Genomic DNA, 23,654 nt, shown 5'->3' with positions numbered 1-23,654 from the left:
TGTACTATTTGCAATTGAGTCTTTTTTGGAACCACCAGATATTCATGAGTAAAACCAAGCACGTATCCGAAACCCCAGCCATTGTTTTTTTAAAAAAACACGGGGTGAGTTACACAGAACATAATTATGAGTATGTTGAACATGGGGGCACACGTGAATCGTCGGCCCAACTACACACAGACGAGCATGCCGTGATCAAAACGCTGATCTTTGAGGATGAGCATGGCAAACCCCATGTGATTTTGATGCACGGAGATTGCAAAGTCTCTGCCAAAAACTTAGCGCGGCAGATTGGTGTCAAGAAAATGCAAGCCTGTGATCCTGCAGTGGCGCCTAAGCATTCTGGTTATCAGATCGGGGGTACGTCACCCTTTGGAACCCGCAAAAAAATGCCGATCTGGGTTGAAAAAAGTATTTTAGACTTACCAGAGATTTTTATTAATGGCGGACGCCGCGGTTACCTGTTAAGTATGGATCCATCAGTACTCACAAAGACATTGCAAGCGCAAGTGGTTGAGGTGGCCATCCCTAAATAATTAAGACGGTTTTTGTGCTGGCGGCGTCGGACCCTGGCTGTGTTTTTGGGCCTCGTGAGCTTGCTGCTGAATTAGGCGTCTAAAGCGCTCACCTGCTGCATGATAAAAAGGACGAGGATTAAATTGTTTGGAAATTTGTGCAGCGATAATGCACGCAATCAACATCCAAAATAGCAAAGATTGACTATCCGTCATTTCCATCACCACCACACTGGACGTGAGGGGGGCCTGTGTCGCGCCCGACAAAAAAGCAGCCATACATAGCAGCACGATAATATTGGTCGCATCGTACATATTAAAGAGCTGTGCCAAGTCTTGACCCATCATGGCGCCAATCGTGAGGCAGGGCGTAAAAATGCCTCCCGGAATATTAGACCAATAAGAAAAAACTGTGGCCAACCATTTGGCGACAGAGGCTCCTAATAAGCCACTTTCCCCTTGCAAGCCGGCACTCGCAAACTGATAGCCAGTACCATAGCTAGTGCCCTGACTCAGCGACCCCAACGCCGCTAGGAGCAGTCCTAAAATGGCCGCCAACCAGAGTGGATGCTTACGGATCCAACCACGAAAATGGCTTGGTAATAACCAAGTGGGCCCCTTAAAAAGAGCACGCGCAAATAAACCACTGGTAATCCCGCAGAGAATACCAAAGACGATGACCCACCACACCATATGGGTGATTTCATCGCCTTGAAAGTGCTTAAAGTAGGGGTTGTTGCCTTCTAGCGCGACACGGACAAAACCCGCAATCAAAATACATATAAATATTTGACGTTGCCAGCGTAATTTCAAACCGCGACCTAATTCCTCGATCGCAAAAATAACCCCCGCTAACGGGGCATTAAAAGCGGCCGCTAAACCACCAGCGGCACCGGCGGCTAATAAATAATGACCATGCCAGGTGCGAACAAACCAGCCGTGTTTACGACAAAACCGACCCCAAGCCAGCATCACAGCCGCCCCTACTTGTACTGAAGGACCCTCCCTACCGGTAGAGGCACCCACAAACATCCCTAAAAAAGTCAGTGGGATTTTGAGGAGTGTTTGTTTAAATCCGACTAACCGAAGGCGTTGCTTTAGGGGCAACTCCATGCCGGCAATGACCTGCGGGATCCCACTCCCTGATGTGTAAGGAGCGAAGGTACGCGTGAGCCAAACAATGACCACCAAACCAAGGGGCAATACCAGCCAAGCGTACCACCATTTATCTTGAACCCATTCGACATTTTTAAGTAAGGCGTAATCCGCTAAATGCGCAAAAAATAAGGAACTTAATGCGACCAACGTAGCCCCGACGGTGAGCAAAATAAGGGGAATAGATTTTTTGAAAAAGCGTTTTAATTGTGAGAATTTGTGATAGGCCGCATAGCGCCAACGCTTTTTGCGAGCAGGGCTGAGTAACATTGTGGATAACAGAGATTTTGATAATCAATACAGTGCGTTACTATCATATCAAAAAAACTAATGACGCTTTTTATAGGGGCTCTGCCACCATTAAAAAGCCTAGCGAATACTTAACATCTTGTTAAAATTAAAAACTAGGGCGGTAACACACTGAGCAGGCAGGTTTTTTTCTTTTATTTCTCTTATGTTAGCTTTTACTATTTTCGTCATCACATTGGTGTTTGTGATTTGGCAACCGAAGGGCTTAGGCATAGGTTGGACGGCGCTGATGGGAGCGGCATTGGCCTTAATGACAGGCGTGGTGAATTGGCAAGATGTCACCGTGGTTTGGCATATCGTCTGGGATGCCACGTTTACTTTTGTGGCGTTAGTGGCGATTTCTTTGATACTTGATCAAGCAGGATTTTTTGCTTGGGCAGCGTTGCGCGTAGCCCGCTGGGGGCAGGGCGATGGTAGGCGTTTATTTCCTCTGATAATCGTTTTGGGCGCACTGATAGCGGCATTTTTTGCCAACGACGGGGCTGCCTTATTGCTTACGCCTATCGTCCTGGCACTATTGCTAAATCTTAAATTCAAGCCTAAGGCCGCCTTGGCGTTTATTATCGCGACGGGGTTTGTCGCAGATACCAGTAGTTTACCCTTGGTAGTCTCAAATTTAGTGAATATTGTGAGTGCCAATTTTTTTGGGATCGGTTTTAATCGCTATGCCGTGGTGATGGTACCTGTCAATATTATTTCTGTACTGACTACGTTGGTTGTGTTGTGGTTGTATTTTCGTAAGCAAATTCCTGCTTCTTATCCTGTGGCGTCGCTCGAAGCACCACAGCAAGCCATTGTCGATCCCCTTGTTTTTAAGGCCTCTTGGCCTTTATTGCTGATTTTGTTACTGGCGTATTTCGTGGCGACCCCTTTGGGTATACCTGTTTCTGTGATTACGGGCAGCGTAGCCCTACTGTTTTTGGCTTTAGCAGGACGTTGGTGGCGTGCTGGCGAGGGGGCTGTTCTATCAGTCTCGCAAGCCATCAAAAATGCGCCTTGGCAAATCGTTCTGTTTTCTTTGGGGATGTACCTAGTGGTGTACGGTATGGGCCAGGCCTTTTTGAGTCATTACGGTGCTATGGTACTGCGTTATCTGGCACAACAAGATGACGTGATCGCTACTGTAGGCACAGGTTTTTTGTCAGCCATAGTAGCTTCTGTGATGAATAATTTGCCTTCTACATTGATAGGCGCTCTCACTATTGATGAGGCACAGGTGTCTGCACATACACAAGAACTCATGGTTTATGCCAATGTCATCGGCAATGATTTGGGACCGAAATTTACGCCAATAGGTAGTCTAGCGACCCTTTTGTGGTTGCATGTATTGGCGCGTAAGGGCGTCATCATCACTTGGGGGCAATATATGAAAATTGGTTTGTTGATCACGCCGCCGGTTTTATTAATTGTCTTATTAGCTTTGGTCGCGTGGGTGCATATTTTGTAAGTGCACTCATCCTGCGCTTGAGTGCCTGACAAAGAGACGTCTATATTTAGATACTAACTCATCATTTTTTAGGCGATTGGGTAGCTATTCCATTAGCGTCCATCCGACCCATCCGCTAAGAGAGCGCATTTCACTTAGGACTGTGTGGGTGTCTGAGTGATAATAAACACTATAACCCGACTCCTGAGCGCATGCTGCTATCGGTTAATTTTTTGTGCTGGCATTTTGATTTCAGAATACTAGCAATTCACTTTTAATACCATTGAAGACCACAACAGGTGATTGATCTTAAAAAAGTGCTTCTATGAGGTAGTGATTGTTTTTATTGGTTTTTGAGGGTATTTGAAGACAATCAAAGATATTTGAAGATGGGGTTTGGCGTCACCGACAGGAATCGAACCTGTATCGAGAGCTTCGGAAACTCTAATTCTATCCATTGAACTACGGTGACTCAGCAAAATAGCTTTATATTTTAACTTAAAAGCGAGTCTCACAACAATAACGGTAGTGATGTATTTTCGAAAAGAGAGAGGTATGAGGCCTTATCAAGTAGTTTGATAAGTAAAAGACATTTGATTAATTTAGGATTTAGTGCAAAAAGCGGGGTAAATCACGTAAATTCCTACGCTATCAAGCCAGTGCTTGAGCTTATAATAGTTAGTATTTCTAATAATGATTATTCTATCGTCTAATCGGGTATTGATATGTCAAATAAGCCTCATAAGCCTGGTACCAAATTTCCTTGGTTTTCTTCAGTTACGATTGTACCGCTGGTGGTTGTCGTTTTTCTTATTTACGCTAATGGGAGTATGCCGTTGTCCGAAGAAGATCAGTTGGATGTGGATACACGTATTGCTCCAGTCGCTTTATACAACACAGGCGTCGAATTACAAGCACCAAAATCAGACGTACCACTCACCGCAGAGCAAGTGTATCAACAAGTCTGTTCAACCTGTCATAGCGCCGGTTTAGCGGGCGCACCGAAGTTCGAAGATGCCTCTGCATGGGCGCCGCGTATTCAAGAGGGCGAAGCCGCCGTTTTTGAAAAAGCCCTAAAAGGCTTTAACGGTATGCCTGCCAAAGGTGGTAATCCTAACTTATCTGATGACGAGGTAAAAAGTGCTGTCGTCTATATGGTGAACCATTCGGGTGGTCATTTTGCCGAAGTCTCTGCACAAGATGCTGGTGCCAAGGCCGAGGATTCTGCACCAGAGGCACCGGTATCAGCACCGGAAGGTCAGGAACCTGCCCCCGCTACACCTGAGCCCGCTCAATAATATCTGTGCTCATTTCAAGAAAGCTGAGCGCATTTATGATGGCATGAGATGGCGGGGTTGACCCGCCATATTTTTATTTGTGGTCAGGCTTTACGAATAGAAGAGGAAATATGCAGCGATTAAGTTTTTGGAGAATCTGGATTAGCTTTATTTTAGGGGGCTTAATCAGTGGTTTATTACTGGGTTTGAGTGTTGGCATAGAATATGTCTTTGATGTGCAACATGAGGTGGCTGGCTTAGGTTTTGTGACCAAACCTTTAGTATTTGGCGTGGCGATTGCCATATTATTTGCCACAGTCTATGGCATACCCTCATTATTGAGCGCGATCTTTTATAGTGCTATGTATCATAAGGCCTACCAAACATTATTGACGGTAATCCTTAGTGTGGTTTTGTGTTTTTTGATGTCTCGTTTTTTTATTTTGCCGCAAGCGCAAATGGCGATTGAGCAACTGCCTGTACAACAACAAATTACCTTTCCAGAAGGGTTAGTCGCCCTAATGGCTCTGACTGGTTTGGTCATTGTTTTGATTGCTTTATTCTTTATCAAGCGAGCTGAAAAAAAGCACGTATCTTCTTTGCGCTCTTAAAGCGTTAAATTCGTACCCATATCAAGTAAAAAAGCGTTGTCTTACTCCTTAGGGCAGCGCTTTTGCTTGTAAAAAAAACTGTAAAATCAATTCTATTAGACAAAAGTGTTAATATACAGCTTTAGCTATGGCACCACACGGCAAAGTCTTTTGTGTGTACAACAACACAGGCTCCTAAGTGCCTTCGATATTTTACAGTTGACAGACTATGTTAGAAGAACTTGATCAGATAGAAGCCAGGGTTGGTGTGCTTATTCAGCTGTCTAAGCAACATGAGCAGGAGCGCCAACAGCTCAAACAAGAACTGCAACTCAGTCAGCAGCATGTCACTGCTCTACAAGCGACTGAAGCTCAACAAAAGCAGGCGCTGCAAGAATCAGAAGCACGTTTGCAGGATGTTAATGCACAAATTCAGACAGCCACAGAACAAGCGCAAAAGAGCAATCAAGCGCTGCAAGCGCAGATCAATGAACTGACACAAGCTCTGCACGCTGCTCGCACAGAATTAGCGCAGCTACAAGAGCAGTCTTTGAATTATCGTCAAGGCCTCGCTCAGGCGCGCAAAAAGGTCGCCCATGTGCTCTCTAATCTACCCGGCCAACCACAAGGGGAAGCTTAATGGAACGCTTTAATGTCACCGTATTAGGCAAAGAATTAACCCTAAGTTGTGATCCAGACGAAAAAGAAAAACTGCTTAAAGCCGTCACTGAGGTTGATCGTTTGATGTCTAGAATTCAGAATAGCGCCCCTAAGATGACCGTGGATCGCGTCGCTTTAATGGCCGCTATTCAGCTTTCCAAAGAATTGCAATCGGTACAGTCACCAGATGGGCCTTTCCAAGGCTTAGCCTTCGGTGAAGTGAAAGCCAAAATGACCAATATTAATAACCTATTAGACTCTGCTATTGACCGTCTCAAATAAGCAGGCTTTTTTGAAAATAACGACCAAAAATAGTAAAATAGTCCTAAGAATTTAAAGGCTTATTCCTGCGGTATTCGTGACTTGACCTAGATTCTCTTACCGATGCTTACGGCACAGGCAGTCTAATCAAATAGTGGGAGCGATCGTCTCTTTGTCAGATGAACCCGAAACTATTTGTGTGATCGCCACTTGAACTTACTGGGTTCGAGATGCCGGTCTTGACGGTACCCGCGGGATTTTTCACAGGGGCAAACGAATCATTCGTTTGCCTTTTCTATTATGATCCTCAGATCACTCTCATAAGAGGTATTCACCATGAAACTTCGTTCTCTCATTTCCTCTCTCTCAATTCTTGGTGCAATCCTAGTGTTGCCGCCTTCAGCCCTAGCCGCAGAATCGACCGCGGTTAAGAATCAGCAAGCAGCGCAGTTGACGATTGCGGCAGCGGCAAGCAAAGAGGTCAAACAAGATCGGGTAACATTGACCCTGAATAAGGAATGGCGTGGTACCGACCAAAAAGAGCTAGCCCAAAAAATGAATAAAGCCATGCAAACCGTCGCGCAAAAGGGCAAGGAAGAGAGTGATCTACAGATCAGTACAGGTAATTACCAGATGTGGATGGAGGCCCAAGATGACGATCATAAAAGGTCGGCTCCGGTCTGGCATGCGACGGCGCAAATGTATGTGCGAGGTGCTGACCTGCAAAAAGCCTCTGCCTTTGTGAACAAAGTCGCCGATGCTATGACACTTGATAATATTAGCTTCAGTGTCTCAGATCAGCTTCGTGAACAAACCGAAAATGAATTACGGGATCAGGCCATTGCTAATTTTAAAGACAAGGCACAAGCCAGCGCTAAATCGTTTGGTTATGCTGGTTACGAGATCGGCAATGTATCCTTGCAAGACAGTCAAATCACTGCCGAACATGCCCCACGGATGATGGCCATGCGAGCAGTTGCGGCTGAAGATGCACAAGTCCCACTACAAAGTGGTAAACAAACCATTAAGGTTACCGTGCAGGGGTCTGTTTTCTTGCACTAATTACAAATAACAGAATACCAAATACGATCATAGGCACCGATAACCATTGGCCCATACTAAGACCAAGGGCGAGGGTGCCTAAATAACGATCGGGCTCGCGGGTATATTCCACTAAGAACCTAAATAAACCATAAAAGATTAAAAATAACGCACTGATCTGCCCAGTAGGACGTGGTTTAGAAGAAAAGCACCAAAGAATCAAAAATAAGACCACACCTTCTAGGGTGAGCTCATACAATTGTGAGGGATGGCGCGGTAGTGAATCACCTGCACTAGGGAAAATCATGCCCCATTGACCATTGGTAGGCCGTCCCCAGAGTTCCCCATTAATAAAATTACCCCAACGACCAAATGCCAAGGCGGGTGGCACTAAGGGAGCCACAAAATCCGCTAACTGAAAAAAAGTTAATCCATAACGCCACGCTTGCAACAAGATCACGGTGAGCACCCCAAGCAAACCGCCATGAAAAGACATGCCGCCATCCCAAATGGCAAAAATATGACTAGGATGGCTAAAGTAATAACTCGGCTGATAGAAGAGCACATACCCTAAACGGCCGCCTAAGACCACCCCTAAGACCACATAAAAAATCGTATCTTCCATTTGCTTAGTCGAAATCGGCGAGAGTCCTTTTTTGATATGAAAAGAGGCCAATGCCCATGCTACCGCGAAACCTAATAAATACATTAGGCCATACCAATGCACGGATAAAGGGCCAATACTAAAGGCGATAGGATCAAATTGAGGGTGGGTGAGAATCATGCTGTACCGTCTAAAAATAGGTGAAGCCCTATTGTACAGTAATGTGCTGATGCTTGGGCTCGGCCTTTTAGACCAATGGCACTAGCGCCTTAAGATTATTGCTGTGGGGGGCGAATTTTCAGTAAAATTAAAGAATAACCTTAAATTGCAGAGGAGAACGCTCATGAAAAAACTACTACTTTCTGCGTCTTTATTACTGGGATTAGTACCACTGTTGGCCAATGCACAAGAAGCCAGCGCCAAAGGCGAGGTCAGACGGCTTGATCCCAAAGCCGGCACTGTCGCCATCAAAGCCGATGCCATCGCTGATCTTAACTTACCGGCCATGACCCTCGTGTATCAAGTGGATGGCAGCAAATTACAAGGCATTAAAGCTGGCGATACCGTGCGTTTTACGGTCAAACATGAAGGTAATGAGTACCGTATCACAGAGATCAAAAAATGACGTTTGCAGTACAACATATCGAAGCCTTTACCGTCCACGGTATTCAAGTACAGACCACCCCCCAAGCAGAAGGGCATATCCAAACGGCTAAATTACCTCTCGTCTGGTTTGCTGTTGACCAAGAGCTTTTTTTGGATCCCAATCAGAAGAACTTTTATGGGGTTACACAAGCCCAAGGTCAAGAAGAAAATAGTCCCTACCTGTTTACAGCCGGTGCTAAAGAGGTCATCGATGCGCATGAGCTTGATCTAGAAGATGCCAAAATGGCTCATGTGCAAGTCCAAGCAGGCACTTATTTAGTGTTTGAACGTAGCGGCCGTGTCACTGAAACAGCCATGAAATTATGGATTGATGTGTGGGAGTATTTCAATAGTGCCGATTGTCAACATAAACGCTTGTTTGCTACTGATTTTGAGGAATATCTCAACTACCATCATGACAATATGACGGTGCGTCTTTATATAGGTGTAGAGACCTAACAAAAAAACCAAGCGAAAGCTTGGTTTTTTTTGTGGGATAGGATCGTTGTATAAATTTATAAAACGTAGCGCGCCAGATCTTGGCTAGATGCCGTCTCATCAAGCTTATCGTTGACATAAGCCGTATCAATTGTGACCGTTGTCTCTTGGCTAGCCGTTGCATTAAAGGATAAGTCCTCAAGCAATCGCTCCATGACGGTATAGAGCCGGCGAGCACCGATGTTTTCGGTTTGCTCATTGACATTAAAGGCAATTTCAGCGATGCGTTTAATGCCATCCTCGGTAAATTCGAGGGTAATGCCTTCGGTCGCTAAGAGCGCTGTGTACTGCTTAGTCAAAGAGGCATCTGTTTCAGACAGAATGCGCACAAAATCTTCGGTAGACAGTGAATCTAATTCGACCCGAATCGGAAAACGGCCTTGCAACTCAGGAATTAAGTCAGAAGGTCGTGATAAGTGGAACGCGCCAGAGGCCACGAACAGGATATGATCGGTTTTGATCATGCCGTATTTTGTATTGACCGTAGTGCCTTCAACCAACGGCAAGAGATCACGCTGCACCCCTTGGCGTGATACATCGGCACTGCCTTCACCTTGGCGTACCGCGATTTTGTCGATCTCATCCAAGAAAACAATACCGTTTTGTTCCGCATTCTTGATGCCTTTTTCACGACTTTCTTCTTCGTTAATGCGTTTGGCTGCTTCTTCGTCGATTAAACGTTTAAAGGCATTGGCGACGGTGATTTTTTTGCTCTTGGTTTTTTCTTTGCCTATATTGGCAAACATACTGCGCAATTGCTCCGTCATGTCCTCCATGCCTGGAGGGCCCATAATATCCATTTGTGGCAATTGCTGTTGCAATTCGATTTCGATTTCAGTGTCATCGAGCTTGCCCTCTCGCAAACGCTTGCGGAAAGTTTGGCGCGTTGCGTTATCGGAGCGGATCGGCTCGTTATTGGCATCGCGAGCGGGCGGTAATAAGGCATCTAGGATACGATCCTCTGCGGCATCTTCGGCCTGCGTACGCACGCGTTTCATCTCGCGTTCACGTGTTTGTTTGACTGAAATCTCTACTAAATCCCGAATGATGGTGTCGACATCACGACCGACATAACCGACTTCTGTAAATTTAGTGGCTTCAACCTTGATAAAGGGGGCATTGGCAAGCTTGGCTAGGCGGCGGGCAATTTCTGTTTTGCCGACGCCAGTAGGGCCAATCATAAGAATATTTTTAGGTTGGATCTCGTGGCGGAGAGGCTCTGGCACTTGCTGACGGCGCCAACGATTACGAAGAGCGACGGCCACAGATTTCTTGGCTTTATTTTGGCCAACAATGTTTTTGTCTAATTCTGAGACAATTTCTTGTGGTGTCATGACACTAGAATTCATAAAGTTTCCTGCTTATAGAGTTTCTACAGTGTGATTTTGGTTGGTATAAATACACAAATCACCCGCTATTTCTAAGGCTTTTTTGACAATTTCCTCTGGTTCTTTGTCAGTATTTTGTAGTAGCGCGAGGGCGGCGGATTGCGCATAAGCGCCGCCCGAACCGATAGCGGCTAAGCCATGCTCAGGTTCGAGTACATCGCCGTTACCGGTAAGAATAAGCGTATGCTCCTTATCGGCCACAATCATCATGGCTTCGAGGCGACGTAAGACCCTATCGGTCCGCCAGTCGCGTGTCAGCTCAACAGCCGCACGCATTAAGTGACCTTGGTGCTTCTCGAGCTTAGCTTCAAAGCGTTCAATCAAGGTAAAAGCGTCTGCGGTTGCCCCAGCAAAGCCCGCTAATACCTTGTTGTGATAGAGCTTACGGACCTTTTTGGCCGTGCCTTTAAAGACAATATTACCCAAGGTGACTTGGCCATCACCAGCGATGGCCACTTTTTCGCCCTTACGGGCACAGATAATAGTCGTAGCGTGAAATTGTTCCATATTGCTTTTGTTTGTTTGCTGAATGTTAGGTGTATGTGGGGGCGCTGTATGGATTTTCAAGCAAAAAAAAACCTCATTGCATGCAATGAGGTTAACCCATATAGGGAAAGAACATTGACGAACAAATACAAAACATGGGTATTTGTACGAAATAGAGGTAATTATTAAAACGCCTTAGTCACCAAATTGTTTTTGACGTTTTTCGCGGCGTTCCTGCGCTTCCAAAGACAGTGTGGCCGTTGGGCGTGCTAATAAACGAGGAATCCCAATCGGTTCGCCTGTTTCTTCGCACCAACCATATTCTTTGGAATCAATTAAATGTAATGATTGTTGGACTTTTTTGAGTAATTTACGCTCACGATCACGCGTGCGTAATTCTAACGCATATTCTTCTTCAATGGTAGCGCGGTCAGCGGGATCGGGGGCGTATTTAGTGTCACGCAAATTATCGGTCGTGGCATTGGCATTCTTCAGAATGTCTTGCTCCAAGTCGATTAAGCGTTGCTTGAAAAATGCCAATTGCTCATCGTTCATATAGTCATCTTCAGGCATAGCCAATAACTGTTTTTCTGTGAGCAAATGGCTGCTTTTTGCTTTGCTTGCTTTGCTTTTTTTGGGTTTACTCGTGCTTGCTGCTTTAGTTTCCGTCTTGGCTTTGGTTTTGCTTTCGGTTTTTGGCTTTGCTGGAGCGTTAAGTTCTGTTTTAGCTGTTTTAGCTTCTGTTTTATGTGCTGCTTTTGCGTCTACTGCTTTAGCTTCGACCTTTGAGCGTGACTTAGCACTTGCCGTTTTGCCAGCTTTGTTGGTTTTTGGGGTAGCCGCTTTTTTTGCTCGAGTGGTAGCGGTTTTTTTGGTACTTTTGCTGCTGGATTTGGCGGCTTTTGGTTTTGTAATCGTTTTGCTTGTTTTGGTTTCTTTGGTTTGGGTCGTTTCTTGGTCTTTTGTTTTGGCGGTCATAACACTGCCTCCTGGTTAAATTATTTCGCTAAACACTGCTCTAAGCCTTTAAGTAGCACTGCTTTAGGCAGTTGATGGCCAATAAAAACAATCTTGTTGTAGGGTTTCTCGTTTTGCCAAGCTTTGCCTGGCTCGGTGCCAATCATCATATGTACCCCTTGCAACAACATGCGCTGTTTGATGCCTTGGATGTACAAAATCCCCTTGTAACGATATAGATCTGGACCATAGACTTGTACCACTCCTCCCAGAAAATCTTCGAGCAACACAGGATCGAAGGCGCGATCAGATGTAAAGACAAAAGCGCCAATACTGTCGTCGTGATGATGGTGGTGATGGTGGTGCTCGTGATTGCAGTCAGCCCCACATTCGTGGCCGTGGCCATGATCGTGATCATGGTGCTCATGATCGGCGTGTTCTTGTTTAAGAAAATCAGGATCAATATCTAGAACGGTATTGAGATTAAAACCGTGTAAGTTGAGAAGATCCTGAATATCCGCTTCACCGAAATGCACGGGCGTGATATGAGCGCGCGGATTAATATGCACTAAACGCTGTCTAAGTGCCTGGTATTCGTCCTCGGTGACAAGGTCTTTTTTGGAGACTAAAATCCGGTCCGCAAACCCCACTTGGCTTTGTGCCTCAGTCTGCTTATCAAGTGTCTCCATACCGTGTTTGGCATCGACCACAGTAATAATAGAATCTAAACGATAGTAAGTGGCGACCTCGTCATCCATAAAGAAGGTTTGACATACAGGGCCAGGGTTGGCCATGCCTGTGGTCTCGAGGATGACGCGATCAAATTGCGTTTTGCCTTGTTCGCGATTGTCTTTGAGTTTGGTGAGGGCGTTGAGTAAGTCGCCACGTACAGTGCAGCACACGCAACCGTTGCTCAGCTCGATAATTTGTTCGTCATTATCTTGAACTAGGATTTCATTATCGATGCTTTCGGGACCGAACTCATTTTCGATAACGGCGATTTTGTGGCCATGAGATTCCGTAAGAATACGTTTAAGAAGGGTGGTTTTACCCGCGCCCAAAAATCCAGTCAAGATGGTGACAGGTACCATTTCGTTGGCAACTTCTTCTGTGACGGCCATTATTATTCTACCTTTTGATTGACTTCGCTCTTTCCGGAGAGTTCGTAAATTAGCTATACATCATATACTGAATTACAAATAATGCAAATTGATATAGGTTGCATTTTAATAATATTTGTAATCATTACAACGGTTGACATTGTTGGCAGAGGGCGCGAATCTCTATTTGTTCGGAAGCGCGACTATAACCGTGTTGTTTGATGATGCTTTGGAGTTCTAGTCCCAGGTTAGGGGATTGCACCTCAGAGACCTGACCGCAAGCCGTGCAGACAATCAATAGCCCCGCTGGATGTTGATGCGCTTGCTGGGCGAGATGGATGCATGGCGTCCAGCCATTCATGGCATCTAAGCGATGGATGAGGTCTTCTTCCTCGAGAAACTCCAGGGCGCGATAAACCGTGGCAGGCTTAGCTTGGCTAAAGGTCTCTGTCATGGTATCCAAAATCTCATAAGCTTTCATGCAACGTTGCTGCTCGAGCATAATGCGGAGTACCTGACGTCGAATCGGCGTCAGACGCTTGCCACGCTGCTTGCAAAGAGCTTCGGCCTGCGCTAAGAGTGCTTGCGTATCAGAAACAGAAGCGTTTGTCATTAGAACCAAGAAAATCCAAATTAAACGTTGATAACGAGAAATAAGGTTGTCAATTATACAAGAAATGTTATAACATAACAAAAGTGACAACCTGCCCAAGTGGCAAACTGCCATGGGTTCAATCAATTAGTTTAAACCTATATTTAACCTAAATGAAAGCTATTAATTATACCGAGACACAATTAGATACACGCCTACATGATCCTGATTGCCAGTGTCATTCCTGCATGATGCTCTCAGCTTTGACGCGTAGCTTTCGTGTTTTAGCGGCGCTTGTCGTACTCTGGTTGGCAGCTTTCTTAGCCATGGGTTGGCTGCCATTCTAAGGCTGCACTTATACATTTAAGTGGCTGTGTATTGTGAATAACGCAATAGAACTAAAAAATCTCACCTTATCGCACCGCAAAAATATCATTCTTAACAATATTTCGGGTGTTTTTCCAAAAGGGACCTTGACTGCAATTGCCGGCCCCAATGGCGCAGGTAAATCGACATTAATCAAAGGAATTGTCGGTCTTATCAAGCCCAGCCAAGGTCATATTCTGATAGATCCTAAGTTGCGCAAACATATGTCGCTGCTGCCTCAGGCGAGCGATCTAGATCTTTCTTTTCCGATTACCACTTTTGATTTAGTCGCTATGGGTGCCTGGAAAAAAACAGGTCTTTGGCATTCTTACTCCAGCGAAGACAAGAACCGTATTTTCGATGCCCTTAGCCAAGTAGGCTTAAGTCACAAGGCGGATGATTTAATCGGAGCGCTTTCTGGCGGTCAATTACAACGCGCATTATTTGCTCGCCTGATGGTCAGTCAAGCCCAAATCATGATCCTAGACGAGCCCTTTGCCGCTGTGGATGAAGAAACTTGCCAAGATCTTATGGCGCTGATTAAGCACTGGCACGAGCAAGGCCGAACCATTATTGTGGTGTTGCACGACGTCAATTTGGTGCGCCAAAAATTCGAGCAAGCTTTATTGCTGGCTCATCAAGTAGTGGCTTGGGGGCCAGTGGCCGAAGTCATGACCGATGACAATATCGAAAAAGCAAGACGCTTAAGTCTGGGAGGCTTTTAAGATGGCGCACCTTTATGACATTTTTGTCAGTCCCTTTGTAGAGTTTGCCTTTATGCGGCGTGCCTTATTTGCCGCGCTTTTTGTGTCATTGGTGAGCGCACCGATAGGCGTGTTTTTGATGTTGCGACGCATGAGTCTGGTGGCGGACTCTATGTCGCATGCGATTTTACCTGGTATTGCCATCGGTTTTTTGTGGGCCAGTGGCTCCATGCTGGCGATGTTAATTGGCGGTCTCGTGTCTGGTTTGGTGGTAGCGTTGGCAGCTGGTTTGGTATCGCAACACACTAATCTCAAAGAAGACAGTAGTTTTGCGGGCTTTTATCTTATCTCCTTAGGCCTGGGTGTACTGCTGATTTCACTGGGCGGCACTAATCTAGACCTTTCTCATATTCTGTTTGGCTCCGTATTAGCGGTGAGTGATAGCAATCTGCTGCTCATTATGGTGATCAGTTCTATCTCGGTCTTACTACTTTCTGTGATTTATCGAGCCCTTGTGATTGACTGTTTTGATCCTGCCTTTTTGCGTGCCGAAAATGGTCGTCAATCTCTAGTTCATATTGTTTTCTTATTACTAATGGTGGTTAATGTTGTGACCGGCTTTCAGGTGCTCGGTACCTTGATGGTGGTCGGCATGATGCTGCTGCCAGCCATTAGTGCACGATTTATGGGCCGTACCCTTGGCCGCCAATTAGTCATTGCCGGTCTCAGCGGTATGTTCTGCGCTTATTTGGGCCTGGTTTTTTCCTATAGTTTTGATGTCCCCGCTTCAGCCGTCATTATTCTCTTGAATGGCGTGTTTTATGTTTATGCCATTTTGTTCGGCCGCTGGGGTGGTTTGCTACGTCAGTCACAGTCCTGAGTATTGGCTATGTCGCAACCGCATAGCCAGCATTCAAGGTGTAAATGCTTTTTTTCTGTTTTATTTAATGGAGCAATCATGAAAACTTTTCAAAAAAGTTTATTAAAAACAGCTGTCATGGCGGCCTTAGTGGGTGGATTGGGTATGACCAGTGCTCACGCCGATCCCCTCAAAGTCGTGGGTAGTTTTACGATTATTAGTGACTTAGTTAAAAACGTTGGTGGGGACCATGTTAAGGTCGAGACCGTCGTCGGTCCTGATGTTGATTTACATCACTTTGAATTAAAGCCTTCTACCATGAAAATTTTACAAGGTAAAGGCGATGATGAAGTTAAGCTCTTTTTTGTCAATGGCTTAGAGCTTGAACCTTGGGCCACTAAACTAAAAGAAGCGGCTGATTTTAAAGGCCAAACCGTCGTGGTGAGCGAGGGCGTACAAACGATTGCCAATACTCATGAACATGAGCACGAGCACGAAGGTCATGACCATGATCACGAAGGCCATGATCACCACGACCATGACCACCATGATCATGCTGATCACGATCACGATCACGATCATGAAGGTCATGATCACGAACATGAGCACGCCCATGAGGGTCATGAACATCATCACCATCACGGTGCCTTTGATCCGCATATTTGGCAAAGTCCAGCCAATGCTAAAGTCATGGTGGACAATATTGCCAAAGCGCTCGAGGCCGCCGATGCTGAGCATGCCGCTGACTATCGTAAAAACGCAGAAGCTTACAAAGACAAAATCACTAAGCTAAGCGATGAGGTAAAGGCTGATTTTGACAAATTGCCAGCTGAACAAAAAGTCTTAGGTACCAATCATGAGGCCTTTGCATACTATGTTAAAGACTTTGGTCTTAAACAAATTGCCGTGTCTGGTTTAGGTGATTCTGAGCCTTCTGCCCAAGAAGTTGCCAAAATCATGCAAGCCCTAAAAGCTCAAGGCGCTAAAGCCTTGTTCTTAGAAAACACCAAAAACGGTGATTTACTAAAACAAGTCGCTAAAGATACCGGGATCAAAATTGGAGGTACTTTGGTCAGTGACGCCTTGACAAAATCAGGTGCGACATCCAGCTATTTGGGTATGATTGAAGAAAATAGCAAAACCATTCTGAAAGCATTAAAATAATTTTTTGTTTTGCAGAAGCAACCAAAAAGTCCCATGCTGTCATGGGACTTTTCTTTTCTTATAAGGGCATAGTCGATGGAATGGACCTTTACAAAAATGCAAGGTGCGGGCAATGATTTTGTGGTGCTCGATGGCGTCTCTCAAGCCATCGATATGACGCCAACTATTGCGGCGGCCATCGCCGATAGACATTTTGGGATCGGTTGTGACCAAATTCTCTTGGTCGAAAATCCCTCACACCCCGAGGCACATTTTCGCTACCGTATTTTTAATGCGGATGGCAGTGAAGTGGAGCATTGTGGCAATGGTGCGCGTTGTTTTGTGCGTTTTGTTCATCAACAAAGGCTCTCGGCTCGTAATCCACTGTTAGCCGAGATTTGCACAGGTCTTATTGAATTGCGCGAATATGAAGACCAGACGGTTGCGGTTGCTATGGGGCAGGTCAGTTTTGAGAGTATTCAGGCTGGATTTGAGAACTCCGGTTTGGCTCAGCGACAACAGGACCAAGAGACCCTCTGGCAATTGCCTGTAGAGGGCAAGCAAGATCTGGAGTTTGCGGTACTATCGATTTCCAATCCTCATGCGGTACTCGCCGTACCAGACAACGAACAAGCCGATGTGGCGGGTATCGGGGCTTTTCTAGAAAGTCATGAACGGTTTACCAACCGCGTCAATGTGGGCTTTATGCAGATAAAGAATCCACACGAAATTAACTTACGTGTCTACGAAAGAGGGGTTGGCGAAACCTTGGCGTGTGGTACCGGCGCTTGCGCCGCGGTCGTCTCAGGGATCCGTCGCGGCTTGTTGCGGTCACCGGTCAAGGTGCATACTCATGGCGGCGATCTCAGCATTAGTTGGGAATCTGGACGTTTATATTTGCGTGGTCCTGCCTGCACAGTGTTTAGTGGTAGTGTTAAGATTGATGAATTAATTAGCAATAATCCTAATCTAAAAGGGAAGTAGTGATGACTTCAGAAGCACTAACGGCACAGCAAGTGGCTCAATTCTTGCAACAAAACCCTGATTTTTTTGCACAGCATGCGGAGCTGTTTTCCGAATTAGAGCTGGCTAACCCTAAAAGTGGTAAATCGCTCTCCTTGCCGCAGCGCCAATTTCAGAACCTTAGAGACAAGGTGGTAAGCTTAGAGCAACATATTCGAGAATTATCGATTTATGCCTTTCAGAGTCATGATATTGGTCAGTCAGTGACGGCATGGTGTGTAGCGCTACTTGCCGAAAATGATGCTCGTAAACTACCACGACTGAGCACTGAGTATTTGCAACAGGCATTTCCTGAACTCAAAGTGGCCCTGCGTTTGTGGGGCGAGGTCGATGCCCCCGAGGTGCAGTGCGATGACAAAGAATTTCAAGAACAAGTCGCTAGCATGACGCGGGCCTTTACAGGTTCACCTTGCCCACCAAAAGTGGCTGAGTGGTTCGAGCAAACGCCGGCTTCTGTCGCTATTTTGCCTTTATATAATCAGCAAGTCTGTTTTGGGGTGTTGGCCTTTGCATCAGATAACCCCGAGCACTTTAGCGAAGATATGGAGCAGGATTTTTTAATCATGATCTCGGCCTTAGCGAGTGCAGCACTTAGTCGCTTATATCCGCCCCAAGAGTTAGTATCGTGAACATAGTTTTTGCAGGAACACCAGAATTTGCGGCGATCGCCTATCGTGCCATTGTCCAAGCAGGATTTAATGTGCCCATGGTCTTGACGCAGCCGGATCGTCCAGCGGGTAGGGGCATGAAACTCACGCCGAGTGCTGTCAAGGTGCAAGCGCTGCAGTTTGGTGCGGAGGTATGGCAACCACATAGCCTCAAGCTAGAGGGGCCATATGGCCAGGAAGCGCAGCAGGTGCAGCAACAATTGCAAGCCTTACAGCCAGATGTCATGGTAGTGGCGGCCTATGGGCTATTATTGCCGCAATGGGTCTTGGATTTACCGACGTATGGTTGCCTAAATATTCACGCCAGTCTCTTACCGCGATGGCGTGGTGCGGCGCCGATTCACCGAGCCATCGAGGCGGGTGATGAATACAGCGGCGTCGGTATTATGCAAATGCAACGAGGGTTGGATACGGGGCCTATTCTCCTCGAAAAAAAATGTGCGGTCGCACAAAACACCACTGGGCAATTACACGATCGACTCGCCGCGCTGGGTGCCGAAGCCATCGTTGAGGTGCTTGGGCAACTCGGCCAAGCGCCCTTAGCCGCTCAGCCGCAAGACGAGTCTCAAGTAACGTATGCACACAAAATTACCAAACAAGAGGCGCGTTTAGATTGGCAACAAACCGCTAGTGAGTTAGCGCGCAAGATTCGCGCCTTTAATCCCTTTCCGGGGGCGACCTTACCTCTACCTGGATTGCCTGACCCCATTAAGGTTTGGCAAGCAGAGGTACTCGATAGCGAGAGTCAGCGCGGTGCCATCGGCGAAATACTCGCGGTTTCAGCCGCTGGCATTGATGTGCAAAGTGCCCAAGGTGTGCTGCGCTTACTCGAATTACAAAAGCCTGGAGGTAAACGCCAAAGCGTGAGCCGCTTTATACAGGGGTGGAATGCTAAGCAGTCCTCTACATAGCACGCCTGGATAGCATTATGAGTTCTTCACCCCCTAGTTCTGAGCGTACGGATTTAGCCTCATTATTGGCCCTCACAGCGGCTATTTTGCTTAGAGTGCGCAATGGTGAGTCGCTGAGTCAAATTTTGCCACAGCAAGCGGCGCCACTACGTCCCGCCTTACAAGCGCTGAGCTTTTATGTGATGCGCTATTTGGGGCGAGCTCAAGCCCTGCGCCAAATCTTACTTAGCAAAAAAGCACCGAACCCCAAAGTAGCCGCCTTGCTCGATGTCAGCCTCTGTTTACTGAGCGCGTCTGATTATTTAGCGCTTGAAAAAAACGATCCTGCTTATGCGCAGGTTAATCACGAATGGGCACAACAGCGTGTGCCGGCTTACGATGATTTCACGATAGTCAATCAGGCCGTGGAGGCCACTCAAGCACACAAAAAAACCGCGGCCTTTAAGGGTTTGATCAATGCTTGCTTGCGTCGTTATCTCAGAGAAAAACAGCGTTTACTGGCCACGCTTTGGCAGCAAGAAGAGGTAAAGTTCGCCTTTCCCCAATGGTGGATTGCGCAGATTAAAGAGGATTATCCACAACAATGGCAACAGATACTGATTCAAAGTAACCAAGCAGGGCCTTTATGGTTGCGAGTGAACCAACGCCTCATTAGCGTCACGAAATTTTGTCAGCACTTACAGGCGGCGCACATTGCCCACCTGGCCTTTGATGATGTGGCCGTATTGATTCTAAAAGCCACACCCCTCGCAGACTTGCCTGGTTTTCAAGAAGGTTGGTTTGCAGTTCAGGACTGGGCAGCGCAACAGGTCAATCAAATACTCCCTTTGCGCAATGGCCAACGCGTCTTAGATGCTTGTGCGGCGCCAGGCGGCAAAACCGCACATTTATTAGAACAGTATGAATTGGATTTGTGGGCTTTAGATAGAGATGCTCAGCGTCTACAACGCATTCAGGAGAACTTACAACGCCTGCATCTTTTGCCCGAACAAAACCCCAATCTAGGGCAGACAAGGGTCAGGGTGCAGGTGGCGGATGCTACGCATGCACAGGCCTGGTTTGAGGGACCTGCTTTTGATGCAATTTTAGCCGATGTGCCTTGTACGGGTACCGGTGTGGTGCGTCGTCATCCCGACATGAAATGGTTGCGTCGGCCGAGCGATATACAACAAACTGTGGCGCTACAACGACAAATCGTTAGCGCTTTATGGCCAACCTTAGCGGTTGGCGGTAGGCTTTTGTATATGACTTGCTCGGTTTTAGCGCAAGAGGGTGAAGCCCAAGCCCATTATTTTAGTCAGCACTTGGTAGGCGCCAAGCGGCTCGAGGCCCCCGGACAATTATTACCGGGGCAAGATCAATGGCTAGGTAAGCCGCCCGCGTCGTTAGCGCCAGAGGTGAGTCATGATGGCTTTTTTTATGCACTTTTTGAAAAAGTCAACTAGGCCTAGCCAGCGCCAGCACAAGTGTGACTGGTACCGAGGTTTACGCTATTACAGTGCCGTGGGCAGTGTGTTGTGCTTATTAGAGTGCACCGTTTTTGTGCCATTAAGCCAGGCGGCGCACGAAGCCAATGAGGCGGCTCGCGTGCATGCAGCTAGCGATGTGATGCAAGAGCAAGGTAAAGTCGTCTTTAAAGCGCTACAAGCCAGCCATGAGGCCGATAAGTTGTTAGTGTATGCACAACCGCAATTAGAGTTAAGTTCAGAATTAATCGCGGCGAGTAATAAAGGCGTGCCTTTGTATCTGAAAATGGAATTGCAAATCTACCGACCGCGCTGGTACTGGACCGATGAAGTCATGTATAGCAATACCTATAATTGGCGTATTCAATACAATGCTTTGTTGCGGCAATGGACGGTCAGTGAAAACGGCCAGCGTTATACCGAATATAGTCTAGCGGATTGCCTGCAGCATATCAATACTAGTTATAGTTGGACGATTGCCCTGGCTCAAGACTTGCCCGCGAGCAATGACCTCAAGGGCCGAATTCGTTTGTTTTTAGACAGCGAACAATTACCTAACCCCTTTAAAATCAATACATTATTGCCAAATAGCGCTTGGTCGCTAAGCTCAGCATGGAACAATTTCGATTTTCAAAGTTCGGCCGTAATACCCGCACCTTAGTAAAGTGGTTGTTACGCCTAGGCTTTTTGGTAGGCGGGCTGCTGGTACTCGCACTGGTGGTGCTTTTGGTACAAGCCGCCAGTAGTTCTTCAGGCATCTCTCATCAATTTAATTTATTGTTGTTTTTAAATATTGCCCTGACAGCCTTACTTTTTGTTTGGGTCTTGTCCTTTACCGTGCGCCTGATCCGTCAGATTCGCCGGCGTCAGTTTGGGGCCCGCTTGACCACGCGCTTTGCCGTGGTATTTGCGGTGATGGCGATTATTCCTGGTGTCTTGATTTATTTACTGTCCATTCAATACATCTCCAAAACCATTGAGTCTTGGTTTAACGTCAAGGTGGATAGTGCGCTAAGTGCTGGCTTGACCTTAGGTCAGGCTTCGCTCGATAGTCTGGTTGCTGATTTAAATTTGCGGGCACGTCAGATGGCCAATGAGCTGAATGACGCGTCCGAGCGCGAAATTGTCGAGAAACTCACCAGCTTGCGTGAGAGTAATCCAACAATTAGTGATGCGATGGTGTTTACGACAGGTTCAGGGGCCCGTGTGGTAGGGTTTTCGAGTTCCAGTTTTGGGAGTTTGCTACCGCAGTTCCCCGATTCAGCCATTCTCAATCAATTGCGCTTGAGCCGCCACTATAATCAAGTCGAGCAGCAAACAGACGCACAAGACGGTGATATTGAGTATCGAATTCGCACCATTGTGCCGGTCTTTAATCATCAATATCAACAAAGCAGTTATCTCAATCAGAACTCTGATCCTTATTGGTTACAGGTGACTCGTTATGTACCGGATAATATCGCGACTAATCTCAATGAGGTGCAAAGAGGCTTTAGGGACTATCAAGAATTAGCCTTATCTCGGGGCAATTTACGTCAGTTGTTCATTATCACCTTGAGCTTGGCGTTGCTACTGACGGTATTTTTCTCGATTGCGGTGGCCTTGTGGTTGGCGCGTCGCATGGTACGGCCACTATTAACGTTAGCTGAGGGGACGCAAGCGGTCGCGGTCGGCGATTTTAGACCGCTGCCAGAATCTAAGGCCAGTGATGAAGTCGGGCAATTAACACGCTCCTTTAATGTGATGACTGCCCAACTGGCGGAAGCTAGTCGTTTGGTAGAAAGCAACCGAGCACAATTAGAACGCAGTAACGTGTTCTTAGAAAATATTCTTGCGAGTCTGAGTGCGGGGGTGATTGTATTTGATGAGCACTTTAAGATCACTTCGAACAATAAAGGGGCAGAAAAAATCCTTGAGTGCGATCTTAAAGCTTTACGTCAGCAATCTCTCGATCGTGTGCCACATTTACAAAAACTCGCAGAAACGGTCTACCATGCTTTTGCTAATCACACCGCGGTCGAGTCGAATAAGGCCTATTGGCAAGAGCAAATTGAATTGCACATTGGCGAACAGGTTCTTGAAACGCTAGATAATTATCGTATTTCTACACTCTTAATGCGCGGTACGCGCTTAGTCGCTGACGGTGAGTTTACTGGCTATTTGTTGGTATTTGATGATATCTCTGAGGTGATCTCTGCTAATCGGACAGTAGCTTGGGGCGAAGTGGCGCGCCGTTTAGCTCACGAAATCAAAAATCCCCTCACACCAATCCAGTTATCGGCCGAGCGCTTAGCCATGAAATTAAAACCACAATTGGGTGAACGTGACCAAAGCTTTTTGTTGCGCTCGACCAATACCATCATCAATCAAGTCGATGCCCTGAAAACCTTAGTGAATGACTTTAGAGAATACGCGCGCATGCCACCGGCCCAAATGCAGGACGTTGATCTCAATGAATTACTGCGTGATTTGGGGACCTTGTACGGCTGGGAAGCCGATGCCCACATGCACACAGGCAGCTCGCATTTTCATCTTGATTTAGCTCCTGATTTACCCCTAGTGGTTGCCGATCCTAACCAAATCCGTCAGGTTTTGAATAATCTTTTATCAAATGCGCGTGATGCGATTGAGGGCATGCCAGCACCGGCGCCAGAACCTAATATCACGATTCAGACTAAATTGATTCTTGATACCCAACAGACCCCTAAAGCCGTGCGTTTATTGGTAGAGGATAATGGCCCTGGCTTTTCGAGCAAAGTGCTGCAAAGCGTTTTTGAGCCTTATGTCACCACTAAGGCGCATGGTACTGGTCTTGGTTTAGCGATTGTGCGCAAAATCATTGAAGAGCACCAAGGCAAGATAGAAGTGAGCAATCGCGAGGATGGTGGCGCCCGCGTTTCTATTTTATTTATGAATTTAAAAACATAAGCAAAAAAGTAACTGATTGTTATAATAGCTTTACTAAAAACTGTTGATAATGAATGCTTAGCGACCCACGTCTACAAGCACA

27 protein-coding genes, 1 tRNA gene and 1 other RNA gene are annotated in these 23,654 nt (G+C 46.5%); 21 read left to right on the top strand and 8 right to left on the bottom strand.

Going from position 1 to position 23,654, the window contains the following annotated elements; translation table 11 throughout:
- Positions 1-44: 44 nt before the first annotated feature.
- Complete coding sequence (locus tag Q335_RS0102230; RefSeq protein WP_028357239.1) at positions 45-536, top strand: aminoacyl-tRNA deacylase; 492 nt, start codon at positions 45-47, stop codon at positions 534-536.
- Here Q335_RS0102230 and Q335_RS08970 read toward each other — a convergent pair whose 3' ends face one another.
- Entirely contained in the window at positions 537-1,940 is a 1,404-nt protein-coding gene (locus tag Q335_RS08970; protein WP_084493506.1) for a chloride channel protein, read from the bottom strand.
- A gap of 184 nt (positions 1,941-2,124) precedes the next feature.
- Between Q335_RS08970 and Q335_RS0102220 the strand changes: the two genes are divergently transcribed.
- A complete protein-coding gene (locus Q335_RS0102220) occupies positions 2,125-3,426 on the top strand; it encodes an arsenic transporter (protein ID WP_028357238.1) in 1,302 nt (433 codons plus the stop codon).
- A 376-nt stretch (positions 3,427-3,802) separates the two neighbouring features.
- Here Q335_RS0102220 and Q335_RS0102215 read toward each other — a convergent pair.
- A tRNA-Arg gene (locus Q335_RS0102215) sits at positions 3,803-3,877 on the bottom strand.
- 253 nt (positions 3,878-4,130) lie between these two features.
- On the opposite strand from Q335_RS0102215, the gene Q335_RS08965 reads away from it, so the two are divergent.
- The 6 genes from Q335_RS08965 to Q335_RS09990 all read left to right on the top strand — a co-directional run bounded on the left by Q335_RS08965 (position 4,131) and on the right by Q335_RS09990 (position 7,255).
- On the top strand, positions 4,131-4,703 hold the full coding sequence (locus Q335_RS08965; RefSeq protein ID WP_051532239.1) for a c-type cytochrome: 573 nt from the start codon (positions 4,131-4,133) through the stop codon (positions 4,701-4,703).
- 110 nt (positions 4,704-4,813) lie between these two features.
- Positions 4,814-5,293, top strand: coding sequence for a hypothetical protein (locus tag Q335_RS0102205; protein ID WP_028357237.1), 480 nt, complete (start codon positions 4,814-4,816; stop codon positions 5,291-5,293).
- Between the two features lie 208 nt (positions 5,294-5,501).
- Positions 5,502-5,912, top strand: coding sequence for a hypothetical protein (locus tag Q335_RS0102200; protein ID WP_028357236.1), 411 nt, complete (start codon positions 5,502-5,504; stop codon positions 5,910-5,912).
- On the top strand, positions 5,912-6,214 hold the full coding sequence (locus Q335_RS0102195) for a cell division protein ZapA (RefSeq protein WP_028357235.1): 303 nt from the start codon (positions 5,912-5,914) through the stop codon (positions 6,212-6,214). Before Q335_RS0102200 ends, Q335_RS0102195 begins: the two co-directional genes overlap by 1 nt.
- Before the next feature lie 59 nt (positions 6,215-6,273).
- A non-coding RNA gene (ssrS, locus tag Q335_RS10095) (6S RNA) lies at positions 6,274-6,455 on the top strand.
- Between the two features lie 74 nt (positions 6,456-6,529).
- Complete coding sequence (locus Q335_RS09990; protein ID WP_051532238.1) at positions 6,530-7,255, top strand: SIMPL domain-containing protein; 726 nt, start codon at positions 6,530-6,532, stop codon at positions 7,253-7,255.
- On the opposite strand, the gene lgt is transcribed toward Q335_RS09990, so the two are convergent.
- Positions 7,224-8,015 (bottom strand): prolipoprotein diacylglyceryl transferase, encoded by a 792-nt coding sequence (gene lgt, locus Q335_RS0102180; protein ID WP_028357233.1) that lies wholly within the window; start codon positions 8,013-8,015, stop codon positions 7,224-7,226. The two genes, Q335_RS09990 and lgt, sit on opposite strands and share 32 nt — an antisense overlap.
- Positions 8,016-8,181: 166 nt before the next feature.
- Between lgt and Q335_RS0102175 the strand changes: the two genes are divergently transcribed.
- A complete protein-coding gene (locus Q335_RS0102175; RefSeq protein ID WP_028357232.1) occupies positions 8,182-8,463 on the top strand; it encodes a copper-binding protein in 282 nt (93 codons plus the stop codon).
- Positions 8,460-8,942 (top strand): GyrI-like domain-containing protein, encoded by a 483-nt coding sequence (locus Q335_RS09985; protein WP_051532237.1) that lies wholly within the window; start codon positions 8,460-8,462, stop codon positions 8,940-8,942. Before Q335_RS0102175 ends, Q335_RS09985 begins: the two co-directional genes overlap by 4 nt.
- A 56-nt stretch (positions 8,943-8,998) precedes the next feature.
- Here Q335_RS09985 and hslU read toward each other — a convergent pair whose 3' ends face one another.
- From hslU to dksA, 3 genes are all read right to left on the bottom strand, one after another.
- Complete coding sequence (gene hslU / locus Q335_RS0102165) at positions 8,999-10,330, bottom strand: ATP-dependent protease ATPase subunit HslU (protein ID WP_028357231.1); 1,332 nt, start codon at positions 10,328-10,330, stop codon at positions 8,999-9,001.
- Between the two features lie 12 nt (positions 10,331-10,342).
- Complete coding sequence (gene hslV / locus Q335_RS0102160) at positions 10,343-10,876, bottom strand: ATP-dependent protease subunit HslV (RefSeq protein ID WP_028357230.1); 534 nt, start codon at positions 10,874-10,876, stop codon at positions 10,343-10,345.
- Between the two features lie 174 nt (positions 10,877-11,050).
- Positions 11,051-11,428: an RNA polymerase-binding protein DksA gene (dksA, locus tag Q335_RS10430; RefSeq protein WP_425393502.1), complete on the bottom strand. Its 378-nt coding sequence runs from the start codon at positions 11,426-11,428 to the stop codon at positions 11,051-11,053.
- A 19-nt stretch (positions 11,429-11,447) separates the two neighbouring features.
- Here dksA and Q335_RS10425 point away from each other — a divergent pair, with 19 nt between their 5' ends.
- Complete coding sequence (locus Q335_RS10425) at positions 11,448-11,852, top strand: hypothetical protein (RefSeq protein WP_156929873.1); 405 nt, start codon at positions 11,448-11,450, stop codon at positions 11,850-11,852.
- A gap of 1 nt (position 11,853) precedes the next feature.
- Here Q335_RS10425 and Q335_RS0102150 read toward each other — a convergent pair whose 3' ends face one another.
- Both Q335_RS0102150 and Q335_RS0102145 read right to left on the bottom strand, forming a co-directional pair.
- A complete protein-coding gene (locus Q335_RS0102150) occupies positions 11,854-12,933 on the bottom strand; it encodes a CobW family GTP-binding protein (RefSeq protein ID WP_028357228.1) in 1,080 nt (359 codons plus the stop codon).
- 124 nt (positions 12,934-13,057) lie between these two features.
- Positions 13,058-13,525 (bottom strand): transcriptional repressor, encoded by a 468-nt coding sequence (locus tag Q335_RS0102145; RefSeq protein ID WP_038369228.1) that lies wholly within the window; start codon positions 13,523-13,525, stop codon positions 13,058-13,060.
- Positions 13,526-13,677: 152 nt separating this feature from the next.
- Here Q335_RS0102145 and Q335_RS10180 point away from each other — a divergent pair, with 152 nt between their 5' ends.
- The 10 genes from Q335_RS10180 (at position 13,678) to Q335_RS08950 (ending at position 23,572) form a co-directional block, all read left to right on the top strand.
- A complete protein-coding gene (locus Q335_RS10180; RefSeq protein WP_156929872.1) occupies positions 13,678-13,851 on the top strand; it encodes a hypothetical protein in 174 nt (57 codons plus the stop codon).
- A gap of 33 nt (positions 13,852-13,884) precedes the next feature.
- Positions 13,885-14,595 carry a metal ABC transporter ATP-binding protein gene (locus Q335_RS0102135; RefSeq protein ID WP_245588261.1) on the top strand — a complete coding sequence of 237 codons (711 nt, stop codon included), beginning with the start codon at positions 13,885-13,887 and terminating at the stop codon, positions 14,593-14,595.
- 1 nt (position 14,596) lies between these two features.
- On the top strand, positions 14,597-15,454 hold the full coding sequence (locus Q335_RS0102130; protein ID WP_028357225.1) for a metal ABC transporter permease: 858 nt from the start codon (positions 14,597-14,599) through the stop codon (positions 15,452-15,454).
- A 78-nt stretch (positions 15,455-15,532) separates the two neighbouring features.
- Positions 15,533-16,597: a metal ABC transporter solute-binding protein, Zn/Mn family gene (locus Q335_RS0102125; protein ID WP_028357224.1), complete on the top strand. Its 1,065-nt coding sequence runs from the start codon at positions 15,533-15,535 to the stop codon at positions 16,595-16,597.
- A 75-nt stretch (positions 16,598-16,672) separates the two neighbouring features.
- Entirely contained in the window at positions 16,673-17,560 is an 888-nt protein-coding gene (dapF, locus tag Q335_RS0102120) for a diaminopimelate epimerase (protein ID WP_028357223.1), read from the top strand.
- Between the two features lie 2 nt (positions 17,561-17,562).
- Positions 17,563-18,228, top strand: coding sequence for a DUF484 family protein (locus Q335_RS0102115; protein ID WP_028357222.1), 666 nt, complete (start codon positions 17,563-17,565; stop codon positions 18,226-18,228).
- Entirely contained in the window at positions 18,225-19,178 is a 954-nt protein-coding gene (fmt, locus tag Q335_RS0102110; protein ID WP_028357221.1) for a methionyl-tRNA formyltransferase, read from the top strand. The genes Q335_RS0102115 and fmt overlap by 4 nt, the downstream gene beginning before the upstream one ends.
- 17 nt (positions 19,179-19,195) lie before the next feature.
- Complete coding sequence (gene rsmB, locus Q335_RS0102105; protein WP_038369226.1) at positions 19,196-20,623, top strand: 16S rRNA (cytosine(967)-C(5))-methyltransferase RsmB; 1,428 nt, start codon at positions 19,196-19,198, stop codon at positions 20,621-20,623.
- On the top strand, positions 20,607-21,305 hold the full coding sequence (locus tag Q335_RS09975; protein ID WP_169733493.1) for a DUF4390 domain-containing protein: 699 nt from the start codon (positions 20,607-20,609) through the stop codon (positions 21,303-21,305). The genes rsmB and Q335_RS09975 overlap by 17 nt, the downstream gene beginning before the upstream one ends.
- Entirely contained in the window at positions 21,257-23,572 is a 2,316-nt protein-coding gene (locus tag Q335_RS08950; RefSeq protein WP_084493504.1) for a sensor histidine kinase, read from the top strand. The genes Q335_RS09975 and Q335_RS08950 overlap by 49 nt, the downstream gene beginning before the upstream one ends.
- Positions 23,573-23,654 lie beyond the last annotated feature (82 nt).

Origin of the sequence: Brackiella oedipodis DSM 13743 (genome assembly GCF_000621025.1) — a bacterium.
GTDB lineage: Bacteria > Pseudomonadota > Gammaproteobacteria > Burkholderiales > Burkholderiaceae_B > Oligella > Oligella oedipodis.
This window is presented reverse-complemented; position numbering and strand designations above follow the sequence as displayed.

What these genes read in the sequence shown, in the direction of transcription:
- Q335_RS0102230 (WP_028357239.1), top strand. Translation starts at nt 45, where the DNA reads ATGAGTAAAACCAAGCACGTATCCGAAACCCCAGCCATTGTTTTTTTA.
- Q335_RS08970 (WP_084493506.1), bottom strand. Translation starts at nt 1,940, where the DNA reads ATGTTACTCAGCCCTGCTCGCAAAAAGCGTTGGCGCTATGCGGCCTAT.
- Q335_RS0102220 (WP_028357238.1), top strand. Translation starts at nt 2,125, where the DNA reads ATGTTAGCTTTTACTATTTTCGTCATCACATTGGTGTTTGTGATTTGG.
- Q335_RS08965 (WP_051532239.1), top strand. Translation starts at nt 4,131, where the DNA reads ATGTCAAATAAGCCTCATAAGCCTGGTACCAAATTTCCTTGGTTTTCT.
- Q335_RS0102205 (WP_028357237.1), top strand. Translation starts at nt 4,814, where the DNA reads ATGCAGCGATTAAGTTTTTGGAGAATCTGGATTAGCTTTATTTTAGGG.
- Q335_RS0102200 (WP_028357236.1), top strand. Translation starts at nt 5,502, where the DNA reads ATGTTAGAAGAACTTGATCAGATAGAAGCCAGGGTTGGTGTGCTTATT.
- Q335_RS0102195 (WP_028357235.1), top strand. Translation starts at nt 5,912, where the DNA reads ATGGAACGCTTTAATGTCACCGTATTAGGCAAAGAATTAACCCTAAGT.
- Q335_RS09990 (WP_051532238.1), top strand. Translation starts at nt 6,530, where the DNA reads ATGAAACTTCGTTCTCTCATTTCCTCTCTCTCAATTCTTGGTGCAATC.
- Q335_RS0102175 (WP_028357232.1), top strand. Translation starts at nt 8,182, where the DNA reads ATGAAAAAACTACTACTTTCTGCGTCTTTATTACTGGGATTAGTACCA.
- Q335_RS09985 (WP_051532237.1), top strand. Translation starts at nt 8,460, where the DNA reads ATGACGTTTGCAGTACAACATATCGAAGCCTTTACCGTCCACGGTATT.
- hslU (WP_028357231.1), bottom strand. Translation starts at nt 10,330, where the DNA reads ATGAATTCTAGTGTCATGACACCACAAGAAATTGTCTCAGAATTAGAC.
- hslV (WP_028357230.1), bottom strand. Translation starts at nt 10,876, where the DNA reads ATGGAACAATTTCACGCTACGACTATTATCTGTGCCCGTAAGGGCGAA.
- dksA (WP_425393502.1), bottom strand. Translation starts at nt 11,428, where the DNA reads ATGCCTGAAGATGACTATATGAACGATGAGCAATTGGCATTTTTCAAG.
- Q335_RS0102150 (WP_028357228.1), bottom strand. Translation starts at nt 12,933, where the DNA reads ATGGCCGTCACAGAAGAAGTTGCCAACGAAATGGTACCTGTCACCATC.
- Q335_RS0102145 (WP_038369228.1), bottom strand. Translation starts at nt 13,525, where the DNA reads ATGACAAACGCTTCTGTTTCTGATACGCAAGCACTCTTAGCGCAGGCC.
- Q335_RS10180 (WP_156929872.1), top strand. Translation starts at nt 13,678, where the DNA reads ATGAAAGCTATTAATTATACCGAGACACAATTAGATACACGCCTACAT.
- Q335_RS0102130 (WP_028357225.1), top strand. Translation starts at nt 14,597, where the DNA reads ATGGCGCACCTTTATGACATTTTTGTCAGTCCCTTTGTAGAGTTTGCC.
- Q335_RS0102125 (WP_028357224.1), top strand. Translation starts at nt 15,533, where the DNA reads ATGAAAACTTTTCAAAAAAGTTTATTAAAAACAGCTGTCATGGCGGCC.
- dapF (WP_028357223.1), top strand. Translation starts at nt 16,673, where the DNA reads ATGGAATGGACCTTTACAAAAATGCAAGGTGCGGGCAATGATTTTGTG.
- Q335_RS0102115 (WP_028357222.1), top strand. Translation starts at nt 17,563, where the DNA reads ATGACTTCAGAAGCACTAACGGCACAGCAAGTGGCTCAATTCTTGCAA.
- rsmB (WP_038369226.1), top strand. Translation starts at nt 19,196, where the DNA reads ATGAGTTCTTCACCCCCTAGTTCTGAGCGTACGGATTTAGCCTCATTA.
- Q335_RS08950 (WP_084493504.1), top strand. Translation starts at nt 21,257, where the DNA reads ATGGAACAATTTCGATTTTCAAAGTTCGGCCGTAATACCCGCACCTTA.